Below are 23,457 nucleotides of genomic sequence, written 5' to 3' on the forward strand. Positions count from 1 at the left end.
TTAAAATTATTATAATTTTAAATAAAGATCCAATATTGTATCCTGCAAAAATTTATCTCTGATAATCAATAGGTAAACTTTTGAATATACTCTTTTCTTTTGATATCTGAAATCCCTAATACCTGCTGAATATAGGCATCTGTGGAGCCATACTTTTTATCAATCTCCCCAAAAGCAGCATCAAGGTATTTTTTTTCTACCCAGCTCAGTTTTTCCAGCACCTGTAAATCCATCTTTGGATAGATGAAATGTAAGCTGTTGGCAAGACGAAGTCTTTTCTGAATCATATCTTTTCTGTAGTTGTTGGATAGAAGATATTCATTATAAATAATCTCTTTATCAAACTTCAGTATAGTTAAGATAAGCGCTGTGGTAATTCCTGTTCTATCTTTTCCTGCAGTACAGTGGTACAAAACAGGATCTTCAGATTCCAGGATCTCAGTGATGATTTTCTTTATGACTTCCGGGTTTTCTGTAACGTATTCACGATAGAAATCTATCATTCTTTTGTCTGCATCAGAAGCATTTACCTTACCTTTCAGAACCAGTTTTTTTGCCTGGGCCAGCTGATCTCCTTCATCTTCAAACGCTGAATATTTTTTATAGGTTACCGATGCAGGAAGCTGATCCGGTTTCTGAGAGATTTCTTTAGAATTTCTAAGATCAATTATTTCTTTTATTCCCAGCTTATCTATATCATCAAAAGATTTCTTTTTAAGCTTATGAAGATGTGCACTTCTGTAGAACCTTCCCTCTTTTAAAGTTCTTCCGTCTCTATTTTTAATATTTCCTACCGTCCGGAAGTTGGTTACTTTCTTAACATGAATTACTTTTTCAGTTTCATTTTTACCATATTCAGGTGTTTCAAAATGCTGTGTTTTGCATGAAACAATACTGCATAATGAAATGGTGAAAACTGATATTTTGATTAGTTTATTCAATATTTTTAATAAGTTTGGGCTAAAGCAAGTGGATTCGTCTATTTTTTATTAAATGGGCTAAAGCCCCCTTCTATTGACAATTGATTCTTTAATAAATTGTTGGATATTCTATTTCGCTGATTCCTACAAATAATAAGACATCACCTGATTCATATTCTACGGAAATTTCATCTTCAACGGCAAAGTTTCGGGTTCCTATTCTTGAAGTAATGCTTAGAGTTTCATTCGTCAAAGGCCAGTTGAGTCCTTTCGTTGTAATATTATTCACTGATGGAAATGGATAGAGAGAAATCATTCTATTCTTTGCACCTTCCAATCTAAAATGATTGGGAATGAAGTAGTATTCTGAAAATTCATCATAAAATTTAATTTCCATTTGATCTTTGAATGTATAAGCAACGGTAAGGTTTCCAAGAAAATGATCCTGCTCGCCTCCACTTCCTCCGAAAACATCAATCTCCGAAAATCCTTTTTCCAAAATGATTTCCAACGCTTTGTGAAAATCTGTTTTTTCCTGATCCAATGTAAGGATAAATTTTTCCTGATACATATCTTCATCTGATCCGGAATGCGAATCAAAATCACCGGATATAAAATCCAGCCTGTCCATTGGGAAGCCCATTTTTTTTAAATAGTGAAACGCACCGTCTGTACAGGCGATCAAGTCATAATGATCAAGATCAGGGAAAGATTGGGGAGCATCTCCGTTGATGAAAAGTAATGTTTTATCTCTCATTCGGATTCCAGTATTCTTCCGGTTCGTTGTTCAGTTTTGAAATATATCTTGCCAACACAAAAAGATAATCTGAAAGCCTGTTTAAATATTTAATCAATTCAGGACGTACTTCTTCTGATTCATTCAAAAAAACCAATGAACGTTCTGCTCTTCTGCAGATGGTTCTTGCAGCGTGTAAAAAAGTTGCGGATTTTCCACCTCCGGGAAGGATAAAATACTGAAGCGGTTCCAGCTTTTCATCAAAAGAATCCATCCATTGTTCCAGTTCTTCAATTTCTGTTTCTGAAATAATGATCGGAAGGCGTGATTTCCCATTGGCCAGCATCAGTTTATCTACTGGTGTAGCAGCTTCAGAACCTACGGTAAACAAATCAAACTGTATTTTCTTAAGTTGTCTCAATACTTTCTCATCTTCAATATGACTTTTGGCAATCCCGATGAATGAATTCAGCTCGTCTATATTTCCATAACTGTCTACTCTGGCACTGGCTTTAGAAACTCTCGTTCCGCCATATAATGCCGTCTGACCTTTATCTCCTGTCTTTGTATAAATTTTCATAGTACTAAAATACCTCTTTTTGTAGAATGTAAAAAGTAAAATGTAGTAATAACTTCCCATTCTATCTGAAAAAATAAAACTGACATTAGAAATTAATGTCAGTTAATATTTGTGTAAACGGGTTTTTATATCTTTTAGGATTACTTTCCCTTTGTTAAGCATGAAAAAGCAAATGCTAATTCTTTTATTTAGAAAGTATAATTAACATTGAGCTGAAAAGTTGTTCCGTTAAATCCAAACTGGTTTACCTCCCAAGGATATTTGAATCTTCCTCCAAGATCTGTTACTACATCTCCTTTGCTATCTATTACATCCGGATAAATATTAAGCAAATTATTTACAACTCCGGAAACTTTGAGATCTTTCGTGATTTTATAGGTTAAAACGATGTCAGTAATTACCTTACCAGAAAATGTCTGATCTTTGGCTGGATCAGTTGCATGCTGCCAGGTAACAGAACCAAAGTAAGTATTATTAAGGTTAAAATTAAATTTTGAAATATCATATGAAAGACTAAGAATAGTTTTTGTTTTGGGTCTTGCAGAGGTAATTCTGGATTGTTCTTTTCTGTCAAAAAAGTTCTCTGAGTACCCATTTTCAGCCAAAATATTCGGAACGGCAATATTATCTACTATTTTAGTTTCGTTATAATTGAAAGCAGCAATAACTCCCAATCTTCCTTTGCCAATAGCGGAAGTATAATAATTTGCGACGAAATCTACCCCTTGAGTAACTGTATTTACAGCATTGGTGAAAAACTTCAGGGAAGTTATTTTATTATTGTCTAATATTACTTCCACAGGGTTTGTTAAATCCGGACTCCCCGGAGCACCTGTTTTATAACCAATATCTCCTGAGAAAAGTACCCGGTCTTTAATTTTTATTCTATAATAATCTGCTGTAATAGTCAAGTTTTTAAAGGGTTTTACGGCAAATCCTCCAGTAATGTTAAAGGCTTTTTCAGCATTTAATTTTGGTACGCCAAGATCAGATCTTACAATTTGGGAGTCATTATTAAAGGTCCCCTGATTAGCTACAGTATTCCCTGTAATTTTGGTTTGAACATTGGAATAATAAATCTGGTGTAATGAAGGTGCTCTAAATCCTGTAGAAACAGACCCACGGAAAACCAATTTATCATCCAGAAACTTATATCTTGCATTTCCTTTCCAGGAAACATTATTTCCAAAATCACTGAAATTTTCATATCTCACAGTTCCTCCCAATAACAGGTTTTTCGTAACATCCCATTCTGCATTTATATAAGCTCCAATATTCTGACGATTTTTATTAACTTCGTTTTGAGACTGCAGTCCTGGAAATGATTCTGCACCACTTCCTATATAAGATGACTCTTCTCCTGCTTTCGCCTGATAGTTTTCATTACGCACTTCTGCTCCAGCTCCTAAAACAAGTGCACCAAAATCCCGGCTGATATCTATATTTCCTATAATATTACTGAACTGGTGGCCGCCTGCTTTAAAACGGGTTGGTGAATTGGCACCCAAAGAAACATTAATGGTATTTCCTACAACATAATCTACTGCATTAGAGCCAAAAGTTGCACTCCCATCAAAATTCCATTTTCCAAACATTCCTTTCCACCCGGAGGTTAAATTATAATCATAAACATCTGTTTTAAATTCCGGCTGAAATCCATTGTAAGGTTGTCCTTTTGGAGTTAACAAACCAAAATCTGAAGGTACCCAATAAGGTGTTCTATACAAACCATAACTGGTCCCATTCCTGTAAGTTGTACCCCCAAAAGCATAAAATTTACCTGTTTCACTTGTTGGCAATTCAAAATTTACAAACATATTAGCAACTTTTGTCTCCGGCTGCCCAATGATCATTCCTAAACCAGGATTAGCCTGCGTCCAGGCATTATCCACACCAAAAAGTTCATCTTTTGTAACAGAACCTGCGCGGTTAGTCTTATTTTGGGATGAAAATCCTAGTGTAAGATTCAGGCTTCCGTTTTTTGCAACTTTGATTCCTGTATTAAAATCTGCTCCGATATTAAAGCCATCTCCTTTTGAAGTAATACCTGAAAAAAGATTGACCGTGCTTTTTCCAACGCTGTTCTTAAGAATAATATTGATTACTCCTGCAATAGCATCGGAGCCATATTGTGCAGATGCACCATCTCTCAATACCTCTACATTCTGTAAGGCGGCAGATGGAATACTTTTCAGATCCGTACCTACCTCACCTTTTCCCGGTGTATCATTGACATAAATGAGAGCACTTTGATTTTTTCTTTTATTATTGACTAACACTAATGTTCTGGATGGCCCTAATCCTCTTAAATCTGCAGGATCAAAATGAGCCGTTGCATCAGAGACTGTTTGCTGTGATGAATTAAAAGATGGAACAGCATAGGTTAAAGCTTTATCAAAAGTAGTTTGCCCTGTGGATTTTAATTGTACAGCAGAAATATTATCAATAGGAATTGCTGAGGTAATGATGGTTCTGGGCTTAGTTCTACCCGTTGTAACCACAACTTCATCTATTTTATTTTGTTTTATGCTGTCCTGAGCATACCCCATTGCACCAGCTCCACTTAATACTAATGCACAGATTTTTTTATTAAATAGTTCCTTTTTCATATAATTGATAATTATTCAATAAATCTAGTAAAAATATTAATATTAAATATAAAAATAAATCATATGATATGAATAATATTCCATAAATACACAAATAGTATTTATTTACAAAACAGCAGTAAATTTACAAACATCAAGTAATTTATTAACAATCTGAAAAGAAACGTAGTAATAATTTCCTAATTACATCTGAAAAAGTGATTAACTTACATCAGGAAATAAATATAATTTCATTATTTCTGATAAGTAGTTTTCGTAGCTTGAGATTACTTCATCTATAGCTCGCAATGGCTGTATACAAAAAATGGCCGTTGAAACGGCCATATCCAAATTATTTATTTACCTCTACGTATTGTATGATGGTCTGATTTTTTGGGTTGTAGATAATTGTACTACTGTTGGGAAACCTTTTCAATTTATAGTATTGAATGTTTTTATCGGATTTTATATCCTCCAGAATACTTGTATCAAAGGTATTATCGGGAAGAAATTTTGATAAAAGACTTATTTTATCAATGATGTTTTGCCCATCAATCTTACGGGCTTTCTTTTCTGATTTACTTTCATCAGAAGTAGGCTGGCCTTCTAAAAATGGGAGCAATACGGCAATGTCTGCTTTGTATTTAAAAATGTAACCTTCTGATCTTCCCGGAATTTTAATTTTTTTCCCTTTTTCTTCAGAAACAATGGCAGCCCCTGTACCGGGGAAAACCTCATTGAATTTCACATCCTGGGAATTAGTTATTGTATTGATGGATTCATTGACCGTTTTCTTCACTGTTTCTTCTACAGCCTGCTGTGCTTTCTGCTGCACAGTTTCTGTTGTTTTTTGAACAGTCTGATCAATTTTTTCCTCAATCTTATTGCATGATACTAATAAAAAAGCGGTGACAACAGGCAAAATATACTTCTTCATAATTCTAATAATAGCGATTTTTGTTATTAATATCCTTCCTTCTAACGCAAAAGTAGGGCAGGATATTTTAGCAAAGAAAAAAATATTTTTTCAATATCAAAAATCCTGCTGACAAACTGTTGTCATAACCCTGTCTTACCTTTGTATCAACAACAAACAAAAACAAAACATTATGACAACTACAGCTACAGCCACTAAACAATTCATGACTTCTGAACAGCTATTAAACGACTGGCAGGGACACAGAAATCTGACGAGAAGAGTAATTGAATCTTTTCCTGAAAAAGATTTATTTGAATTTTCAATAGGCGGAATGAGACCGTTTGCAAAACTGGCAGTAGAGCTGATTGGTATTGGCGGACCCGCTTTAAAAGGAATAGTAGAAGGTACCATGGAAGCTTATAGCGAAGAAGGTTTTAATCCAAAAACAAAAGAAGAAATTTTAAAAAAATGGGATGAAGAAACAGAAGTAATCAACCATTATTTTAATATGATTTCTGAGGAACGTTTTCAGGAAACCTTCAATTTGTTTGGAGAATATGAATTCCCGGTATATCAGAACATCCTTTATTTTGTAGACAATGAGGTTCACCACCGTGGGCAAGGATATGTTTATCTGAGAGCTTTGGGAATTGAACCGCCTTTCTTCTGGGAAAGATTTTAATAAAAGCGAAGGGGTAAAATTGCAAAAAGGCGGAAATCCTGAGAAAAATTACATCTGCAATGTCATTTATTAATAGTGATTTTCCTCAATCTAAATAACCTATATCATTTTTTGCGACAAAACAAATTTAGCTTTTTTGCGATCTTGCCTCTGGCTTATTAACCATTTCATTTATTTGCCTCAATTAAGTCTTTAAACCTCAACAACTGTCTTGTTGGGGTTTTTTATTGATGTCTTTCTATCATTTTTACAAGCAGTTCGTTCAGTCTGGCGCGGAGACTTTCCGGTTCCAGGACGGTAGCATAATCTGCAAAAGTGATGAGCCAGCGAGGGAATCCATCACTGATCCATTCTGTTTCAAAAGTGAGTTCTACCCCATTTTCAGTCTCCACTTCTTCTATTAGTCCATAATATTTTTTAGAATTCACCAGATGAGACATTATTTTTTTGTCTACCAACAGTTTGGCTCTGACTTTATTTCCGTTTGACTTTTTCCGGTAATCATTCACCTGTCCATATTCCTGTAAAAAGGGATTCTGAGTTTTTGAAATCTCTAAAATCCGGTCTATCCGAAATTGTCTGAAATCTTTTCTCAACGTACAGAATGCCATGATGTACCAAAAATTAAACTCAAAGAACATCCCGACAGTTTCAATAGTTCTGTTATCCACTCTTCCATCTACCGTCTGATATCTTATATTCAATTGGGTTTTGTCTGCAATGCTTTCTAAAATAATAGGAATCACATTTTTGAGAGAATCTCCGGAATCGGTATGAAAACTAAAAACATCAATCTGTTTTTCAATATTCTGAATCAGATTTTTATCAGAATTCCGCAATACTGAGCGCACTTTTTCCATGGCTGCCTGATAATGGCTTCCTAAACTTTGGTGAGAAAATTTCTGCATCAGCTTTTCGGCGGTAATGAAACTTAAGACTTCTTCTTTGGTAAACATAATGGGAGGAAGTTTGTACCCGTCCATTAAAGAATAGCCGTTACCTGCTTCACCCACAATAGGAATACCTGCATTTTCCAGGGTTTTTACATCACGATAAATGGTTCTGATACTTACATCGAACTTTTCAGCCAGATCCTGTGCCCGTACAACAGGTTTAGACTGTAATTGGGTAAGGATAGCCGTTACCCGATCGAGTTTTTTAAGATAGTGATCATTCATTATGTAGCAAAGCTAAAATTCTTTTTCGAAGTATGTCTTATCAATGGGACTGCTTTTTTTATTAATTTTATTTTTCACAAAACAGTTTCTTTTTTATGCGTCATACTCATTTTGTTCAGTCTATTGAAAAAGTTTTAAAACCAGAGCAAGCAGTCATGGACGAGCTTGTTTCCCATCTGGAATCCAAAACTTACAGAAAAGGAGATTTTCTGCTAAAGGCTGATGAAACCTGCAGGTATTTTTATTTTATCGAAAAGGGACTTGTCAAACTTTTTTTTGACAATGGTGACAAAGATTTTATCATGACATTTTTTGCTGAAAATGCTTTTTTTGCTGAACTGAGCGGTTTTCTTACCGGACAACCCTCAAAATATATGATCGTTGCCCTGGAACCTACTGAGGTTCTTCGCATACACAGAGATGTTATTGAAGGATTATGTAAGAAATATCACACTGCGGAAACACTTTTCAGCAAGCTTTATTCAAAAGCTCCCGTGAATATGATGGGAAGGATCAGTGAGATGCTGGAAGACGACGGAAAAAAACGTTATCACAATTTCATGAAACAAAGACCTGATCTTATCCAGCGCATCAGTCTTGGAGATCTGGCAGACTATATCGGGATCACTCAGGTTTCTTTAAGCAGAATCAGAGCACAGAAGTTTTAGAAAGGAAGCTGGAGGCTGGAAGAGGGAAGTTATTGAAGACCGGATATATATATATCATCTACCTAACAGTAACTTCCAGCTTCTAACTTCTAGCATCCAGCTTTTAAAAATCTTTCCTTATAAAATTTATCTTTTGTAAAAAAAATCAGAAAAATACAGTTCTACATTTGTCACATAATTAATCAAAAAAACAAATATTATGTCACAAAGAATCAATGCATTCGCGATCGGAAACAAGGCTGTAAATGCCCTTCACAACATGGGATTTCAGGTACAGAATTCATCACTGGACAATTCATTTCTTGAACTGATGTATTTCAGGGTTTCACAAATGAACGGATGTGCTTTTTGCCTGGATATGCATTCCAAAGAATTAAGAGCGAAAGGTGAAACTGAACAGAGAATATTTCTGGTAAGTGCCTGGAGAGAATGCTCGTTTTATACAGATAAAGAAAAGGCAGGACTGCTATGGGCTGAAACTTTAACGGCCTTAAATGGTAAAGAAGTGAATGATGAAATTTATGCTAAGGTAAGTCATTACTTTTCTGAAACTGAAATAGTAGATTTAACAATGGCAGTTATTGCCATCAACAGCTACAACAGAATTAATATTGCTTTCGGGGCAGATGTAGGTACTTATCAGGTTCCTGAAAAAGCAAATTAAACAATTGATATGAAGATAAAAAACTCAGCTTGTCCGCTGAGTTTTTTTATTTAGTTTTCTTTAAAAGTATTCACCAGCTTATCGAGATTCAGACTGCGGGCTGATGCATCAAAGATCTCTCGGTAAGTGCCTTCTTTACTGTAAAGTTCATCATGAGTTCCATTTTCTACTACTCTTCCTTTTTTCATCACATAAATGATATCGGAATCCAGAATCTGCGACAGGGAATGAGAAATGATGACAACAGTTCTTCCTTCTTTTATGGCATCCAAAGAATTCTTGATCTGTTCGGTAGCAATGGCATCAAGACTGGCTGTAGGTTCATCCAGAAAGATGATCGGAGGGTTTTTAAGAAACAACCTTGCAATGGCAATTCTCTGCTGCTGTCCTCCGGAAAGCTGAGTAGCATCATGCTGGTACTGATCCGGAAGATCGATAATCTGTTCATGCAGATAAGCTTTCTTGGCGGCTTCCTGAATTTCTTCAAAACTTGCATTCATATCTCCATAGCGGATATTATCTTCTATACTTCCCTGAAAGATGTGATTTCTCTGAAGTACCAGTCCAAGATCACTTCTCAGAAAAGTATTGTCAAATTCATTAAGATTTACTCCATCCAGAAGAATCTCTCCGGAATCCGGGAAATAAAATTTGCACAAAAGATTAATAACCGTTGACTTTCCTGCACCACTCAGCCCTACCAAAGCCGTAGTTTTTCCGTTTTCAATTTTCATGGAAACATCATGTAAAGCCTTTGTACCGTTAGGATAAGTAAAATCAACATTTTTCAATTCAAAAGTTCCTTTGATTTCTTTTTCTACAAAATTTCCATTTGATTCTGTCTCATTATCTGCATTCAGAATATCGAAATAGCCTTCAGCATAGATCATAGCATCATTCATATCATCATAAATTCTGTGCAGCTGGCGGATAGGTGCAGAGACATTGTTGAAAAGCATGATATGAAGCATGATTGCACCGATGGTCATTTGCTGATCAAGCACAAGATAAACGGTTAAAAGGATAATCAAAACCACTCCAAACTGTTCTAAAAATGTTTTTAAACCATCATAAATAAAGTTGGTTCTTCTTGTGATCATCTGGCTTTCCATCAGTTCCATCTGAAGATCATATTGTTTTTTCCCTTCAAATTTTTCTCGGACAAAACTTTTAATCACCATAATAGAATTGATCAGATTCAGAAGTCCTGAGGTCTTTTTTTCTCTCTGATTTCTAAGCTGGCGACGCACTCCTCCGAGTTTTTTGGCCTGCAGAGAACTGATATAAAAATAAATCGGAACAATGATCGTTGAAACAAGTCCTACATAGACATTCTGCATATACATAATGATCAATGCAATAATGGCGTTGGAAAAAAGCGGAAGAATATCAATAAAAAAATTCTGCACCAGCTTGGTTAAGCTTTCTATACCACGGTCTATTCTGATCTGTAATTTCCCAGATTCATGGTTTTCATCATTAAAATAAGCAACTCTATAGGTTAAAATTTTATCAATAGCTGACTGAGCCAACACAGAACTTACATTGATCCTGATCTTTTCGCCATAAAACTTCTGTCCGAAATTGATAAAAATATTCAGAAGTTCTTTTCCCAGCAAAATAATTGAAATAATGACAAGAATATGGATACCCTCTGTCATTGGATGTGGAAGATGGGTTAACTTAGTGACCTCATCCACCGTGTATTTCAAAACAATCGGGTTTACCTGTGCTGCGAGAGCTCCCAGAAAAGTAAGAAACAGCGTTCCATAAATCATTAATCGGTAAGGTCTGATAAAAGGGACAAGCTGTTTATAAATTCCGAACAAGGTGACTGTTCTGTTAAAAGGTTTGGCCATAGAAATCATTTTTAAATGAAAAACGTACCGCTTTCAAAAGAAAAAGGTACGTTTTATTATTATGTGCAGCAAATAAATGCTTTTATATTTTATCCCTCAAACATATAAGTCGTAAGGTAATGCAGCTCTTTTCTGCCGGCCTCTTTAGATTCTGCTTCTGCCTGCTCTAAAGAATATTGAGAATTGATTTCTTTTTTCTGGAAAACAAACGAATTGTTGGCATTCTTATCTACAACATCATTAAAGATATGTTCAATTTCAGAGTTCGCTAATGAAGCAAAGCTGATGTCTTCAAAACCATACATCAGTCTCAGATCATCAAACTGACTGAAATTTTCATTTACAAATCCCTGCAGTTGCGCTTTTGAATCAAAATTACCCGCCCAGATATTATAAGCGTATTTTTTCTTTTTAGATTTGTCCAAAATGCTTTGATACACGAAGTTTTCACCAAGATAAGCTTCTCTTACCTGCGGATCATTTGCAAGATCTTCCGGAAGACCTTCTTTCAGAATCTTTCCTTCAAACATAATATAGGTTTTGTTGGTAATAGCCAACGTCTGCTGTACGTTGTGGTCGGTAATCAGAATTCCGATATTTTTATCTACAAGACTTCTTACAATTTTCTGGATATCTTCAACGGCAATCGGGTCTACCCCTGCGAAAGGTTCATCCAGAAGAATGAAATTCGGGCTTGTAGCAAGACAACGAGCAATTTCTGTTCTACGTCTTTCTCCTCCTGAAAGAAGGTCTCCTCTGTTTTTACGGACGTGCTGTAAAGAAAATTCTTCAATCAGTTCATCACATTTGATCTGCTGCTCACGCTTTGAAAGCTTGGTCAGCTGCAATACTCCCATAATGTTTTCTTCCACGGAAAGTTTTCTGAAAACGGAAGCTTCCTGAGCAAGATATCCGATTCCTTTTTGGGCTCTTCGGTACATTGCATCGGTAGTAATCTCCTGTTTATCCAGGAAAATTTTTCCTGAAGTGGGCTTAACCAACCCTACGATCATATAAAACGATGTGGTTTTTCCTGCTCCGTTAGGACCCAGCAAACCAACAATTTCTCCCTGTTGAACCTGTACAGAAACGCCTTTTACAACTTTTTTAGGACCGTATTCCTTGATTAAGTTTTCTCCTCGTAAAATCATAGGGCAAATATATCAAAAATATAAACTTCACTTATATGTTAATATCAACTTGTTTATTTAAATGTAAACTTATTCACTTCCAAATCGTTGTAACTTTTTATCATTTTAAACTACTTATCGTAAAACATCTCAATCAATTACAATCATTAAGAAATGGAAAATTACGGTTACACAAAAACAGAAAATGCACAAAATCAGCAAAGCAACGTTCCTTACCGTTCGGAAAAGAAAATTCCTGCGGCTTTATTGGGAATTCTTGTAGGATGGCTCGCGTTAAATAAATTCTATCTGGGATATACGAAAGAGGGAATCATTCAGCTGGTTCTGAATGTTGTTACTTTAGGAGCAGCATCTGTCATCCCTTTTATTGAAGGTATTTTATATCTTTTCATGAGCGATAAGCAGTTTGATGATACTTACGTCTACGGAAAAAAAGGTTGGTTATAAAATGATAAACCACCTATTCTTTTGAAAATAAAACAGGCTGTTCTCATCTGAACAGCCTGTTTTATTTTTTATACTGAAATGATTAATCTGGCGGACAAGCTAAATGATTAATTGTACATGGATGCCAGATTCCCTTGCACCATGTTCCACAATTTGGATCATCAATAATCACTTCTCCTCCTTTGATTTCCTTCAATTGATTTCTTTCAATCTTTTTAAGATTTCTCATAAATAAATTCTTTTGATGTTTTAATTATTTTCGTTTCTCGAAATTAGCTTTGATCAAAAGTAATTTTTTTATTTACTCGAAAGTCTTCCATTCAGACCATTAACATAACATTAACGTTGGTGTCCGGATCAATGATTCTATACCATTATTTGTTCAACAGGATAGCAGCTTCTTTTGCAAAATAAGTAAAGATCATGTCTGCTCCTGCTCTTTTGAAGCAAGTCAGACTTTCAATGATCGTTTTGTCATTGTCAAGCCAGCCGTTCTGAGCCGCCGCTTTTACCATCGCATATTCTCCACTTACATTGTATACTGCGATCGGAAGATCAATGGCTTCACGTACTTTGGAAACGATATCCAGATAAGGAAGTCCTGGTTTGATCATGATAACATCGGCACCTTCGTCAATATCTTTAAATACTTCATTTAATGCTTCACGGGTATTGTGGAAATCCATCTGATATGTTTTTTTATCTTTCGGAATTTCCATATCATCTTTCGGAGCGCTGTCTAGAGCACTTCTGAAAGGTCCATAGAAAGAACTCGCATATTTGGCAGCATAGCTTACAATTCCTACGTCTGTAAAACCGCTTTCTTCCAACGCTTCACGAATGACCTGTACTCTTCCGTCCATCATATCACTTGGTGCCACAAGATCTGCTCCTGCTTCAGCATGGGATACTGACATTCTTGCCAGAGCATCATTGGTTGCATCATTTAAAACTTTTCCGTTCTCAATGATTCCGTCATGTCCGTAAATTGAATAAGGATCTAAAGCTACATCAGGCATAACGATCATCCCCGGAACGGCATCTTTGATTGCTTTGATTGTGCGCTGCATCAGTCCGTCTTTATTCCAGGCTTCTTTGCCTGTATTGTCTTTCAGATGTTCTGACACTTTCATGTACAAATTGACAGCTTTTACTCCTAAAGAAAATAATTCCTTACATTCCTTTACCGTTAAATCTATACTCCGCCTAAAAATTCCCGGCATAGACGGGATTGCCTCCTGCTTGTTTTCGCCCTCCATTACGAAGATCGGCATTACAAAATCATCAGTTGTAAGCACATTTTCTCTTACCAGACTTCTGATAGATTCATTAACTCTAAGTCTTCTATTTCTTGAATGTATCATTTTGGAATACTTTTTGAATAAGTTTCTACAAATTTAATATAAGTTCTACAAAAAACTATTGTATGAAATTGTAGAATGTATTACATTTGTTATATATATCCGAGAAATTATAAATTTGATGAAAAAACTTTTACTTTTATTTCTATTTGTAGGCACTTTTGTTGGATTTTCCAACAATTTAAAAGCTCAGCTTAGAGAGCCGAGTTCCATCACTCAGAAAGCGGATGATGGGGTGTTGCTTGCTTATCCAAATCCTGCAAAGGATTTCCTTATCATTAAGGCAAAAGATTCTTCTTTAAGAATCAAAAGTGTGACTTTTTATTCTATTTTGGGTATGCAGGTCGCTAATTATACAGTGAATATGAATTCCGGTGAGATTAATATTGAAAAATTGAAACCCGGAAAGTATATGATCCGTTATATTTTAAGTGACAACACGCAGAAAGTTACTCAAATCGTGAAACAATAAATTACAATCCTGATAATCATCAGGATTTTTTCTTTTACATTAATTCTGTTTTAATATTTCCGTAACTTTCGGAATCTTTTTATACTAATTGTAAAAAGAATAATTTTAATGCTAAAAGCTGAACATATTAAAAAGACCTACAATGCCGGAAAAAAGGTCGCCCTGGATGATTTCAGCATCCATGTTCCCAAAGGTAGTATTTACGGCCTTTTAGGACCCAACGGAGCCGGAAAAACGTCTTTTATCCGCATCATTAATCAGATTACTCAGGCAGACTCCGGAGATATCTTCATCAACGGACAAAAACTGAACCCCGATCATATTAAAGACATCGGCTATATGCCCGAAGAAAGAGGATTGTACAAAAACATGAGTGTTGGTGATCAGATCTTATATTTCGGGGAACTGAAGGGAATGAGTAAAAGTGATGCCCTGAATGAAGCCAAAAAATGGTTTGAAAAACTGAATATCGACCAATGGTGGAAGAAAAAGCTCTCCGAACTTTCTAAAGGAATGGCACAAAAGATCCAGTTTGTAGTAACGGTTCTTCACAGACCACATCTTTTGATTCTTGATGAACCTTTTTCAGGTTTTGATCCTGTAAATGCCAACTTAATCAAAGATCAGATTATTGATCTTAAAAATAACGGAACAACCATCATTCTTTCTACCCACAGAATGGAAAGTGTGGAAGAAATGTGTGATTATGTTGCTTTGATCAACAATTCTAAAAAAATCATTGACGGAAGGGTTTTTGACGTAAGGGAAAAATTCAAGAAAAATATTTTTGGAGTTACACTTTCTGAAGTCAGCAGCGATCAGTTTGACCATTTCAAGAGTAAGTATGACATCTTCAATTTATCGAATGAAAATAATCTTGTTTCTTTTGACCTGAAAAATGAAGAGAGTCAGAATAATGTTCTTCTTGATCTTGTACAAGTGGGTAAAGTGAGATCGTTCGATGAAAGAATTCCTAGCATGAATGAAGTGTTTATTAATGCTGTAAGTAACCATCCTTAAATTTTATGAATAATATTTTTTTAATTACCAAGAGAGAATTTCTTACACAGGTTAAGAAAAAATCCTTCATCATACTAACGCTGCTGGCACCCATAATGATTATTGCTTTTGGAGCAGTAGTTGGATTAATGTTTAAGGCAAATGAGTCACACAGTATTATAGAAGTGGTTGATAAGAGCGGATTGTTTATGAATCAGCTGAAATCTAATGACAAATTAAATTACGTTTTTGTTTCTGCTGCAGATGAAAAATCCAAGATCAACAATTTAAAAGGAAATGAATCCCTGGATGGTATTTTGATTCTTCCGGAATTGAAAAATCAGAATTTCGATGCGCTTGAAAAGGAGACAAGACTGGTCATCAACAGCAAAATAGGATTTGATACAAAGCAGCAAATTGTTTCTGACATCAGCAATGTTGTTAAAAAAGAAAAAATTAAACAATTGGGCATTCAGGAGACTCAGTTAATTGATCTTGATAAAAGCTTCACATTAAAGACCATTAATGTTACGGATAACAATAAAGAGGATTCTGATCTTGCTTTTGGAGTTAAGTCAGGACTGAGTATGATCCTGATGTATGTCACGTTTATGTTTATCATTATATATGGTGTAAGGGTAATGCGAAGTGTACTTGAGGAAAAGAACAACCGTGTTGTGGAAATCATCATTTCTTCTGTAAAACCTTTTGAGCTGATGATGGGTAAGATTCTGGGGGTAACCATGGTTGCACTGACACAGTTTCTGATCTGGATCACGATGTCTGTCATCGGAGCATTAGTTCTGAATACAGGTTTCTCACCTCTTCAGAAAAATATTCCGGGCGGAAATGATGAGATTGCAAGTAAACTGGATGTGGGACAGCTTGCTACCCAGATCTCTCACAGTTTGTTGGAACTGAATTTCCCACTAATCATTTTTGTATTCATCGTTTTCTTCCTTTTAGGATATATTTTTTACAGTTCTATTTATGCAGCAATTGGTTCTGCAGTAGATAACGAAACAGAAACACAGCAATTTACTTTATTTGCAATTTTACCATTAACATTGGGGATGTATGGAAGTTTTACCCTGATGAACAATCCGGACGGACCATTAGGCTTCTGGCTGTCAATTATTCCGTTTACCTCACCAGTTGCGATGATTGCAAGAATCCCATTTGGAGTTCCTGCATGGCAGATTGCATTGTCTATTACATTATTGCTGGCAACAACTATTTTTATGATCTTTCTGGCCGGAAAAATCTATCGTGTAGGTATTTTGATGTACGGTAATAAAGCTACTTTAAAAGAGCTTTGGAAGTGGATTAAAGGATAGTAAATGAAAAGGCTGAAAAGTAAAGATTACAGATTAGCTTATTTATAATTTATAATAAAAAAATCCCGGGAACTAAAGTTTCCGGGATTTTTTTATATTGAGCTATTCTATTTGAATATATAGCTTAAGGTAAGTGCAATTACCTGTTCTGATTTTTTCTTATCACTACCTCCTTTTTCTTTTGCAAGACCAGGGTAAGTATCAGAAAGTCCTAAATCATATTTTAAAGCTACTTCGAGTTGTCTCTTATAGCTATATCCTACGCCTAGTCCAAGTCCCCAGTTAAAGCTTTTTGCTTTTCCGTCTACTCCTGGTTGTGTAGGATCAGTAACGTCCGGATCATAATAAGGTCTGCTTATAGGAGCATTTTTTACGTCCTGACTTACTAAAAAGTTAAATCTAGGTCCAATCAATCCAAAGAATTCCGATTCAGCTTCTGAAAAATATCCTTTGAAATAAAGAGGTACACTCAGATAGTTATTTGCATATACTGCATCATAACCATCTTTTCCTTTAGCATCTTTATCTTTCCCGGTTTCTCCTGCACCATAGTACAAAACTTCGGGTTGAATAAAGAATTGGTTTGCCTTCCCTACGGGGATCAAAGCCAAAGCTCCACCTTGGAAGGTAAATCTTGGGCCAGAGGGATTGTGGGCATTTGCTACTCTTGAGTAGTTTAAACCTGCTGTAAGACCGAATCTTGTATTGTTCCATTGCACCTGTGCAAAAGATAATGCAGAAAGAGTCAAAGCTGAGGCTAATAAAAGTTTTTTCATATGATGTGGTTTTATATTATCCTAGAATTTTTGCTACAGTAGCACCAATATCAGCAGGAGAGTCTACAACGTTGATACCGTTTTCTCTCATGATTTCCATTTTTGCCTGAGCTGTATCTTCAGCACCACCTACGATAGCACCTGCGTGTCCCATTGTTCTTCCTTTTGGAGCTGTTTGTCCAGCGATGAATCCTACAACCGGTTTATTAGAACCACTTGCTTTGTACCATCTTGCAGCTTCAGCTTCAAGACCTCCACCGATTTCACCGATCATTACAACAGCTTCAGTTTCAGGGTCATTAATGAATAATTCTAATGCTTCTCTTGTAGTTGTTCCAATGATTGGGTCACCACCGATACCGATAGCAGTAGAAATACCGTAACCTGCTCTTACTACCTGGTCAGCAGCTTCGTAAGTAAGGGTACCTGATTTTGAAACAATACCTACTTTACCTTTTTTGAAAACGAAACCTGGCATAATACCAATTTTAGCTTCTTCAGAAGTAATGATTCCAGGGCAGTTTGGTCCGATTAATCTGCAGTCTCTGTCAGCAATATAAGATTTTACTTTTACCATATCAGCTACAGGAATACCTTCAGTAATACATACAATCACTTTGATACCTGCTTCAGCAGCTTCCATGATAGCATCTGCTGCAAATGCCGGTGGTACGAAAATGATACTTACGTTTGCGCCTGCTTTTTCAACAGCATCAGCCACTGTATTAAATACCGGTTTTCCTAAGTGCTCGCTGCCTCCTTTTCCTGGAGTAACACCACCTACTACATTTGTTCCGTATTCAATCATCTGACCAGCGTGGAAAGTTCCTTCGTTCCCTGTAAATCCTTGTACAATTACTTTAGAATCTTTGTTTACTAAAATTGACATTTTATTGTTGTTTTAATTTATTTATTATTTTATTAATGCTCACAAATTTACTTAAATTTCTTTGATTTTGGATAAAACCTTTGGAATAGTTTATTTGAGATTTCTCAGCTTTACTTCTTTTTTCAGATAAGTTTTGAAATCTTCTGCAAACATCCCAATATAGGTACCTTTTTCCAGATCCCTGTTTACTCCTGTTTTTCCTAAAATTACAGATCCTGCCTCAATTTTATTGCCGGAAGCGATTCCTACCTGTCCCCATAATGTCACCTCATCTCCAATGATACAGCATCCTGCAATTCCTACCTGAGAAGCAATAAGACATTTTTTCCCGATAACGGTATCATGCCCGATCTGAATCTGGTTATCCAAAACAGAACCTTCTCCAATGATGGTAGAATCCGTAACACCTCTGTCAATGGTACAGCCATTTCCGATCTCCACATTGTTTTCAATAACAACATTTCCTACAGAAATCAGACGGTCAAAGTTTCCATTTAATTTTCTGTAATAAAACGCGTCACCTCCTAAAACGGTGTTGGACTGAATAATAACATTATCTCCGATTTCCGTACGATCACCGATCACTACATTAGGGAAAATAAGGGTGTTTTTTCCGATTTTCACATTGTTTCCGATTACTGCTGAAGAGTGAATCCTTGTACCCTCTCCTATTTCAACATCGTGAAGTACTTCTGTAAAATTATATATTCTGGTAAAATGAGTATTAATTTTATTAAAGTCTCTGAAAGGATCATCAGAAACTAAAAGCGCTTTGCCTTCCGGGCATTCTACTTCTTTATCAATTAAAATAATAGTTGCTGCAGAGTTTAATGCTTTGTCATAATATTTAGGATGGTTCACAAAAACGATATCACCTGGCTTCACCATGTGAATTTCATTGGTTCCCAATACTTCAAAGTCTTCCGGGCCAACAAATGCTGCGCCTATTAAATCTGCAATCGTTTTAAGCTTTTGCGGAGAATGGAATCTCATAACAATAGATTTTCTTATAAAACAAAATTCGGACTGCTAATGCAAACCGAATTTATGTAAATTTTATTTATTATTTCACTCTTTCTAAGTAGCTGCCGTCTTCAGTGCTTACTTTAATTCTGTCTCCCGGTTCAATGAACAAAGGCACCATTACTCTTGCTCCTGTTTCAACGATTGCGTTTTTAAGAGCGTTAGTTGCCGTGTTTCCTTTTACACCCGGATCAGCTTCAATAACATCCAGATATACTGACTGTGGAAGTTCAGCAGAAAGTGGAGTTTCATCAGCTTCTTTCAAAATGATTGTTACTTCTTCACCAGCTTTCATGAACTGGGCGTTTTCAATCATTTCTTTATTGATGTATAATTGAGAGAAGTCATCATTGTTCATGAAGTGGAATCCGTTCTCATCATCATACAGATACTGGAACTTTCTAGTGATTACTTTTACTTCATCAATTTTGTGTCCTGCAGAGAAAGTATTATCTATTACTTTACCGTTAGTCACTGACTTTAATTTTGTTCTTACGAAAGCAGGTCCTTTTCCTGGTTTTACGTGAAGGAATTCGATTACTTTAAAAATATCATTGCTATATTCAATGCAAAGACCTTTTCTGATATCGTTACTTGTTGCCATTAATTTTGTAAATATTTATTTTCTTTTATTAAACTGTATTCCTTGCCCTTGCGGCATCATTCTGTTAAATGTATTATTATTGAACGTATTCACATTATTATTCAATCTGTTTACATTCATCTGAAGATCAGTTTTATATTGATCGGTTGTTCCTAAAATTGAACTTCCGGTATTTTTCTGTTTCAGAATACTATTTAAGTTATTCTTGGCAATACTATCATTAGATACTTCGGAAAGTTTTCTTTCTATGGTAAAAGGTTTTTCCTTTTTTCCAGTTTCAGACTTTTCCGTTTGTTGTGCAAACAAAAAAGAAGTTGCAGAAAGCGCAATAAGTACGATTAAACTTTTCATTGTCTGATAGTATTTATAATTAAATTAATCTCTTTCCTTTCCGGTACCATATCCTTTTACGATACCTCTAGGCGAGTTTTGAATAAACTGTAAGATTTCATCTCTTTCAGCCGTTGGAAGCATTTCTTTTTCAATATGGGAAATAGCCTGAGAAACGTTCATCTTCATCTGGAAGATTGCTCTGTAAATTTTCTGAATTTCAAAGATTTTCTCATTTGTAAATCCTCTTCTTCTTAATCCAACAGAATTGATACCTGCATAAGACATAGGCTCTCTTGCTACCTTTACGTAAGGCGGAATATCTTTTCTTACCAAAGTACCACCGGAAATCATGACGTGTTTTCCGATTTTACCAAATTGGTGAACCGCTGATAAACCTCCCATTACCGTATAATCTCCAATCTCCACATGTCCTGCAATACCACAACCGTTTACGATGATAACGTGATCTCCGATAACGCAATCATGGGCAATGTGCGAAGTAGCCATAATAAGACAGCTCGCTCCTATTTTAGTATATCCTAGAGCCTTTGTACCTCTGTTTACTGTAACACACTCTCTGATTGTTGTATCATCACCGATAATTACCTGAGTATCTTCACCATCAAATTTCAGATCCTGAGGAATTGCAGAGATTACAGTCCCGGGAAAAATCCTACAGTTTTTTCCTATTCTTGCACCATCCATAATGGTAACGTTAGGACCAATCCAGGTTCCTTCTCCAATTTCTACGTCCCCTGCAATGGTAGTAAATGGTTCTACGATTACATTTTTGCTGATTTTCGCGCGTTTATCTACGGCTGCTAATTGATGAATCATTTAATCAACTTTATTTTTTGCAACTTGAGCCATAAGCTCTGCTTCTACTGCTACTGTATCTCCTACGTATCCATACCCCTGCATATGAACAATTCCTCTTCTGATAGGCTCTATCAATTCAATTTTAAATATAAGCGTATCTCCAGGAATTACTTTTCTCTTGAATTTCACCTTATCAATTTTGATGAAATAAGTAGAATAGTTTTCAGGATCCGGAACGCTGGCCAGTACCAGGATACCTCCTGTCTGTGCTAATGCTTCTACCTGAAGCACTCCAGGCATTACTGGTTCTTTAGGGAAGTGTCCAACGAAGAAAGGTTCATTCATTGTCACGTTTTTCAAACCTACTACGTGAGAGTCTGAAAGTTCAAGAACTTTATCAATCAATAAGAACGGAGGTCTGTGAGGCATAAGCTTCATTATTCCGTTGATATCGAATACTGGTTCTTTTGTCAGGTCAAAATCCGGAACGTTTTTCTTTTTCTGCAATTTCCACTGGCGGTTTAGTTTTTTCGCAAACTGAGTATTCACAAAGTGTCCCGGTTTGTTGGCAATAACTTTACCTTTTATTTTTACTCCTGCCAAAGCCAGGTCACCAATTACATCTAATAATTTGTGTCTTGCGGCTTCGTTAGGATAGTTTAAATTAAGATTGTCAAGAATACCGTTTGGTCTGATAGATACATTGTCTTTTCCAAAGGCTTTCTTTAATTTTTCTGTAGTTTCAGGGGTAAGATCTTTATCTACATATACAATGGCATTGGAAATATCTCCACCTTTGATCAAACCATGATCCAGAAGCATTTCCAATTCATGCAGGAAACTGAATGTTCTTGCTGATGAGATTTCGTCTTTAAATTCTGAAATATTTTTAAGAGTGGCGTTCTGAGTACCTAATACTTTAGTCCCAAAATCTACCATTGTTGTTACTTCGTAAGTATCTGAAGGAATAATTGTGATTTCCGAACCTGTTGCCGGGTCACTGTAAGTAAGAACTTCTTTTACAACCAGATATTCTCTCGCTACGCCCTGTTCTGCAACACCAACGCTTTCAATAGCTTCAACAAAGTATTTAGAAGATCCATCCATAATAGGTGGTTCAGAGGCATCCATTTCTAAGATTGCGTTATCAATATCACACCCCACAAGAGCTGCTAAAAGGTGTTCGCATGTGGTAATTTTTACCCCTAACTTTTCTAATGTAGTTCCTCTTTCTGTTGCTACAACATAATTTACATCTGCTTCTACCTGAGGATGTCCCTCCAAGTCTGTTCTTACAAATACAAAACCTGTATTTTCTTTAGCAGGTTTAATGGTAAGTTTTACTTCTCCAGTGTGAAGACCAATTCCAGAAAGAGTTACCTCTTGCTGAAGTGTTTTTTGCATATCACTCATTAGTATTATCTTTTGAGTTATTCTCAAGATTATTTATTCTATTTACTATTCCAGGCAGATTCCTGAAATGAACATAACTCCTCAAATAGTCATTATAACTGATGGCAGGTGAGCCATACAATGTTTCTCTGTCATTAACACTGGAATTCACACCACTCTGAGCCTGAATCTTCACCTGATTTCCTATTTTGATATGTCCTACGACTCCTACCTGCCCTCCAATCTGGTTCCAGTCGCCAATTGTAGTAGAACCTGCAATTCCCGCTTGTGCTGCAATTACATTGTTCTGACCTATTTTCACATTATGGGCAATCTGAATCAGGTTATCAATTTTGGTTCCTTTTCCTATAATGGTAGAGCCTATTGTTGCTCTGTCAATACTACAGTTTGAGCCAATCTCAACATCGTCTTCAATAATTACATTTCCAAGCTGCGGTATCTTTTTGAAACCTTCGGCTGTTGGCTGGAAACCAAAACCGTCACCTCCAATTACCGTATTGGAATGAATCACACAGTTATCCCCAATAATACAGTAGTCGTAAATTCTGGCTCCACTGTCTATCTTGCAGTTTTTACCAATTTTCACTCCTTTTCCTATATATACATGTGGATAAATCTGTGCCCCTTCCCCGATTTTAGCTTTCTCAGAAACATAAGTAAATGCTCCGATATAGGCTTTATCTCCTATAACGGCTGTATCATGAATGGAAGAACCATTTTCTATACCTTCTTTTCTTCCCTGCATTTCCTGATATAAATTCATCAGAATCTGAAAAGAAAGATAGGCATCTTTTACAACAATTAAGGTAGGGTTATAATTATTTTTCTCCAGAAGTTTTTCCGAAATGATGATAACAGAGCATCGTGAGGTATCCAAGAAATGAGAAAATCTATCTTGTGCTATAAAAGAAAGATGTCCTGATTCCCCATTTTCAATTGGTGAAACCCCTGTAATAAGTGCATTCTCGTCACCTATTATTTTTCCGTCAATAAAACTTGCAATTTGCGAAGCTGTAAATTCCATATTCTGCAAAGATAA

General features: G+C 35.9%; 24 protein-coding genes and 1 pseudogene. 7 read left to right on the plus strand and 18 right to left on the minus strand.

The genetic code is table 11. The features are described 5' to 3' along the window. Positions 1–65: 65 nt before the first annotated feature. From KIK00_RS10180 to KIK00_RS10200, 5 genes are all read right to left on the minus strand, one after another. Complete coding sequence (locus KIK00_RS10180) at positions 66–941, minus strand: tyrosine-protein phosphatase (protein ID WP_255816440.1); 876 nt, start codon at positions 939–941, stop codon at positions 66–68. Between the two features lie 88 nt (positions 942–1,029). Continuing rightward, positions 1,030–1,677, minus strand: a complete 648-nt coding sequence (locus tag KIK00_RS10185) for a thiamine diphosphokinase (protein WP_255816441.1) — start codon at positions 1,675–1,677, stop codon at positions 1,030–1,032. Continuing rightward, positions 1,667–2,236 (minus strand): cob(I)yrinic acid a,c-diamide adenosyltransferase, encoded by a 570-nt coding sequence (locus KIK00_RS10190; RefSeq protein WP_255816443.1) that lies wholly within the window; start codon positions 2,234–2,236, stop codon positions 1,667–1,669. The genes KIK00_RS10185 and KIK00_RS10190 overlap by 11 nt, the downstream gene beginning before the upstream one ends. Before the next feature lie 188 nt (positions 2,237–2,424). Then, positions 2,425–4,845 (minus strand): TonB-dependent siderophore receptor, encoded by a 2,421-nt coding sequence (locus tag KIK00_RS10195; RefSeq protein WP_255816444.1) that lies wholly within the window; start codon positions 4,843–4,845, stop codon positions 2,425–2,427. A gap of 331 nt (positions 4,846–5,176) precedes the next feature. Next, positions 5,177–5,761, minus strand: a complete 585-nt coding sequence (locus KIK00_RS10200) for a hypothetical protein (RefSeq protein WP_255816446.1) — start codon at positions 5,759–5,761, stop codon at positions 5,177–5,179. A gap of 172 nt (positions 5,762–5,933) precedes the next feature. Here KIK00_RS10200 and KIK00_RS10205 point away from each other — a divergent pair, with 172 nt between their 5' ends. Further along, positions 5,934–6,425, plus strand: a complete 492-nt coding sequence (locus KIK00_RS10205) for a DinB family protein (RefSeq protein WP_255816447.1) — start codon at positions 5,934–5,936, stop codon at positions 6,423–6,425. Positions 6,426–6,649: 224 nt separating this feature from the next. Here the strand turns inward: KIK00_RS10205 and KIK00_RS10210 are convergent, their stop codons facing one another. Next, positions 6,650–7,603, minus strand: coding sequence for a YafY family protein (locus KIK00_RS10210; RefSeq protein ID WP_255816448.1), 954 nt, complete (start codon positions 7,601–7,603; stop codon positions 6,650–6,652). 95 nt (positions 7,604–7,698) lie between these two features. Between KIK00_RS10210 and KIK00_RS10215 the strand changes: the two genes are divergently transcribed. After that, positions 7,699–8,271 carry a Crp/Fnr family transcriptional regulator gene (locus KIK00_RS10215; RefSeq protein WP_255816449.1) on the plus strand — a complete coding sequence of 191 codons (573 nt, stop codon included), beginning with the start codon at positions 7,699–7,701 and terminating at the stop codon, positions 8,269–8,271. Between the two features lie 199 nt (positions 8,272–8,470). After that, a complete protein-coding gene (locus tag KIK00_RS10220) occupies positions 8,471–8,935 on the plus strand; it encodes a carboxymuconolactone decarboxylase family protein (protein ID WP_255816450.1) in 465 nt (154 codons plus the stop codon). A gap of 50 nt (positions 8,936–8,985) precedes the next feature. Here KIK00_RS10220 and KIK00_RS10225 read toward each other — a convergent pair whose 3' ends face one another. Further along, positions 8,986–10,713, minus strand: coding sequence for an ABC transporter ATP-binding protein (locus KIK00_RS10225; RefSeq protein ID WP_255816665.1), 1,728 nt, complete (start codon positions 10,711–10,713; stop codon positions 8,986–8,988). 506 nt (positions 10,714–11,219) lie between these two features. Beyond that, positions 11,220–11,945 (minus strand): annotated as a pseudogene (lptB, locus tag KIK00_RS10230) (LPS export ABC transporter ATP-binding protein); the annotation flags it as partial. 153 nt (positions 11,946–12,098) lie between these two features. Here lptB and KIK00_RS10235 point away from each other — a divergent pair. Next, entirely contained in the window at positions 12,099–12,392 is a 294-nt protein-coding gene (locus tag KIK00_RS10235; RefSeq protein WP_255816452.1) for a TM2 domain-containing protein, read from the plus strand. Positions 12,393–12,474: 82 nt separating this feature from the next. On the opposite strand, the gene KIK00_RS10240 is transcribed toward KIK00_RS10235, so the two are convergent. Both KIK00_RS10240 and hemB read right to left on the minus strand, forming a co-directional pair. After that, on the minus strand, positions 12,475–12,621 hold the full coding sequence (locus KIK00_RS10240) for a hypothetical protein (RefSeq protein WP_156118482.1): 147 nt from the start codon (positions 12,619–12,621) through the stop codon (positions 12,475–12,477). Between the two features lie 145 nt (positions 12,622–12,766). Next, complete coding sequence (hemB, locus tag KIK00_RS10245) at positions 12,767–13,756, minus strand: porphobilinogen synthase (protein WP_255816453.1); 990 nt, start codon at positions 13,754–13,756, stop codon at positions 12,767–12,769. 118 nt (positions 13,757–13,874) lie between these two features. Here hemB and KIK00_RS10250 point away from each other — a divergent pair, with 118 nt between their 5' ends. The 3 genes from KIK00_RS10250 (at position 13,875) to KIK00_RS10260 (ending at position 16,561) form a co-directional block, all read left to right on the plus strand. Then, positions 13,875–14,225, plus strand: coding sequence for a T9SS type A sorting domain-containing protein (locus tag KIK00_RS10250; RefSeq protein ID WP_047378731.1), 351 nt, complete (start codon positions 13,875–13,877; stop codon positions 14,223–14,225). 108 nt (positions 14,226–14,333) lie between these two features. Then, positions 14,334–15,245: an ABC transporter ATP-binding protein gene (locus KIK00_RS10255; protein WP_047386977.1), complete on the plus strand. Its 912-nt coding sequence runs from the start codon at positions 14,334–14,336 to the stop codon at positions 15,243–15,245. 5 nt (positions 15,246–15,250) lie between these two features. Then, on the plus strand, positions 15,251–16,561 hold the full coding sequence (locus KIK00_RS10260) for an ABC transporter permease (protein ID WP_255816454.1): 1,311 nt from the start codon (positions 15,251–15,253) through the stop codon (positions 16,559–16,561). Between the two features lie 107 nt (positions 16,562–16,668). Here the strand turns inward: KIK00_RS10260 and KIK00_RS10265 are convergent, their stop codons facing one another. The 8 genes from KIK00_RS10265 to lpxD all read right to left on the minus strand — a co-directional run bounded on the left by KIK00_RS10265 (position 16,669) and on the right by lpxD (position 23,442). Continuing rightward, entirely contained in the window at positions 16,669–17,337 is a 669-nt protein-coding gene (locus tag KIK00_RS10265; protein WP_047378734.1) for a porin family protein, read from the minus strand. A 16-nt stretch (positions 17,338–17,353) separates the two neighbouring features. After that, a complete protein-coding gene (gene sucD, locus KIK00_RS10270; protein WP_047378735.1) occupies positions 17,354–18,226 on the minus strand; it encodes a succinate--CoA ligase subunit alpha in 873 nt (290 codons plus the stop codon). Between the two features lie 90 nt (positions 18,227–18,316). Next, positions 18,317–19,219, minus strand: coding sequence for an LpxD N-terminal domain-containing protein (locus KIK00_RS10275; RefSeq protein ID WP_255816455.1), 903 nt, complete (start codon positions 19,217–19,219; stop codon positions 18,317–18,319). Between the two features lie 70 nt (positions 19,220–19,289). Continuing rightward, positions 19,290–19,853, minus strand: a complete 564-nt coding sequence (efp, locus tag KIK00_RS10280) for an elongation factor P (protein WP_047378738.1) — start codon at positions 19,851–19,853, stop codon at positions 19,290–19,292. Positions 19,854–19,868: 15 nt separating this feature from the next. After that, on the minus strand, positions 19,869–20,204 hold the full coding sequence (locus KIK00_RS10285) for a hypothetical protein (protein WP_255816457.1): 336 nt from the start codon (positions 20,202–20,204) through the stop codon (positions 19,869–19,871). 24 nt (positions 20,205–20,228) lie between these two features. Next, entirely contained in the window at positions 20,229–21,023 is a 795-nt protein-coding gene (gene lpxA / locus KIK00_RS10290; RefSeq protein WP_255816459.1) for an acyl-ACP--UDP-N-acetylglucosamine O-acyltransferase, read from the minus strand. Next, positions 21,024–22,418 (minus strand): bifunctional UDP-3-O-[3-hydroxymyristoyl] N-acetylglucosamine deacetylase/3-hydroxyacyl-ACP dehydratase, encoded by a 1,395-nt coding sequence (locus KIK00_RS10295; protein WP_255816460.1) that lies wholly within the window; start codon positions 22,416–22,418, stop codon positions 21,024–21,026. Beyond that, positions 22,411–23,442 (minus strand): UDP-3-O-(3-hydroxymyristoyl)glucosamine N-acyltransferase, encoded by a 1,032-nt coding sequence (gene lpxD / locus KIK00_RS10300; protein ID WP_255816461.1) that lies wholly within the window; start codon positions 23,440–23,442, stop codon positions 22,411–22,413. Before lpxD ends, KIK00_RS10295 begins: the two co-directional genes overlap by 8 nt. Between the last annotated feature and the right edge of the window lie 15 nt (positions 23,443–23,457).

The sequence above is a fragment of the Chryseobacterium sp. MA9 genome (assembly GCF_024399315.1).
GTDB lineage: Bacteria > Bacteroidota > Bacteroidia > Flavobacteriales > Weeksellaceae > Chryseobacterium.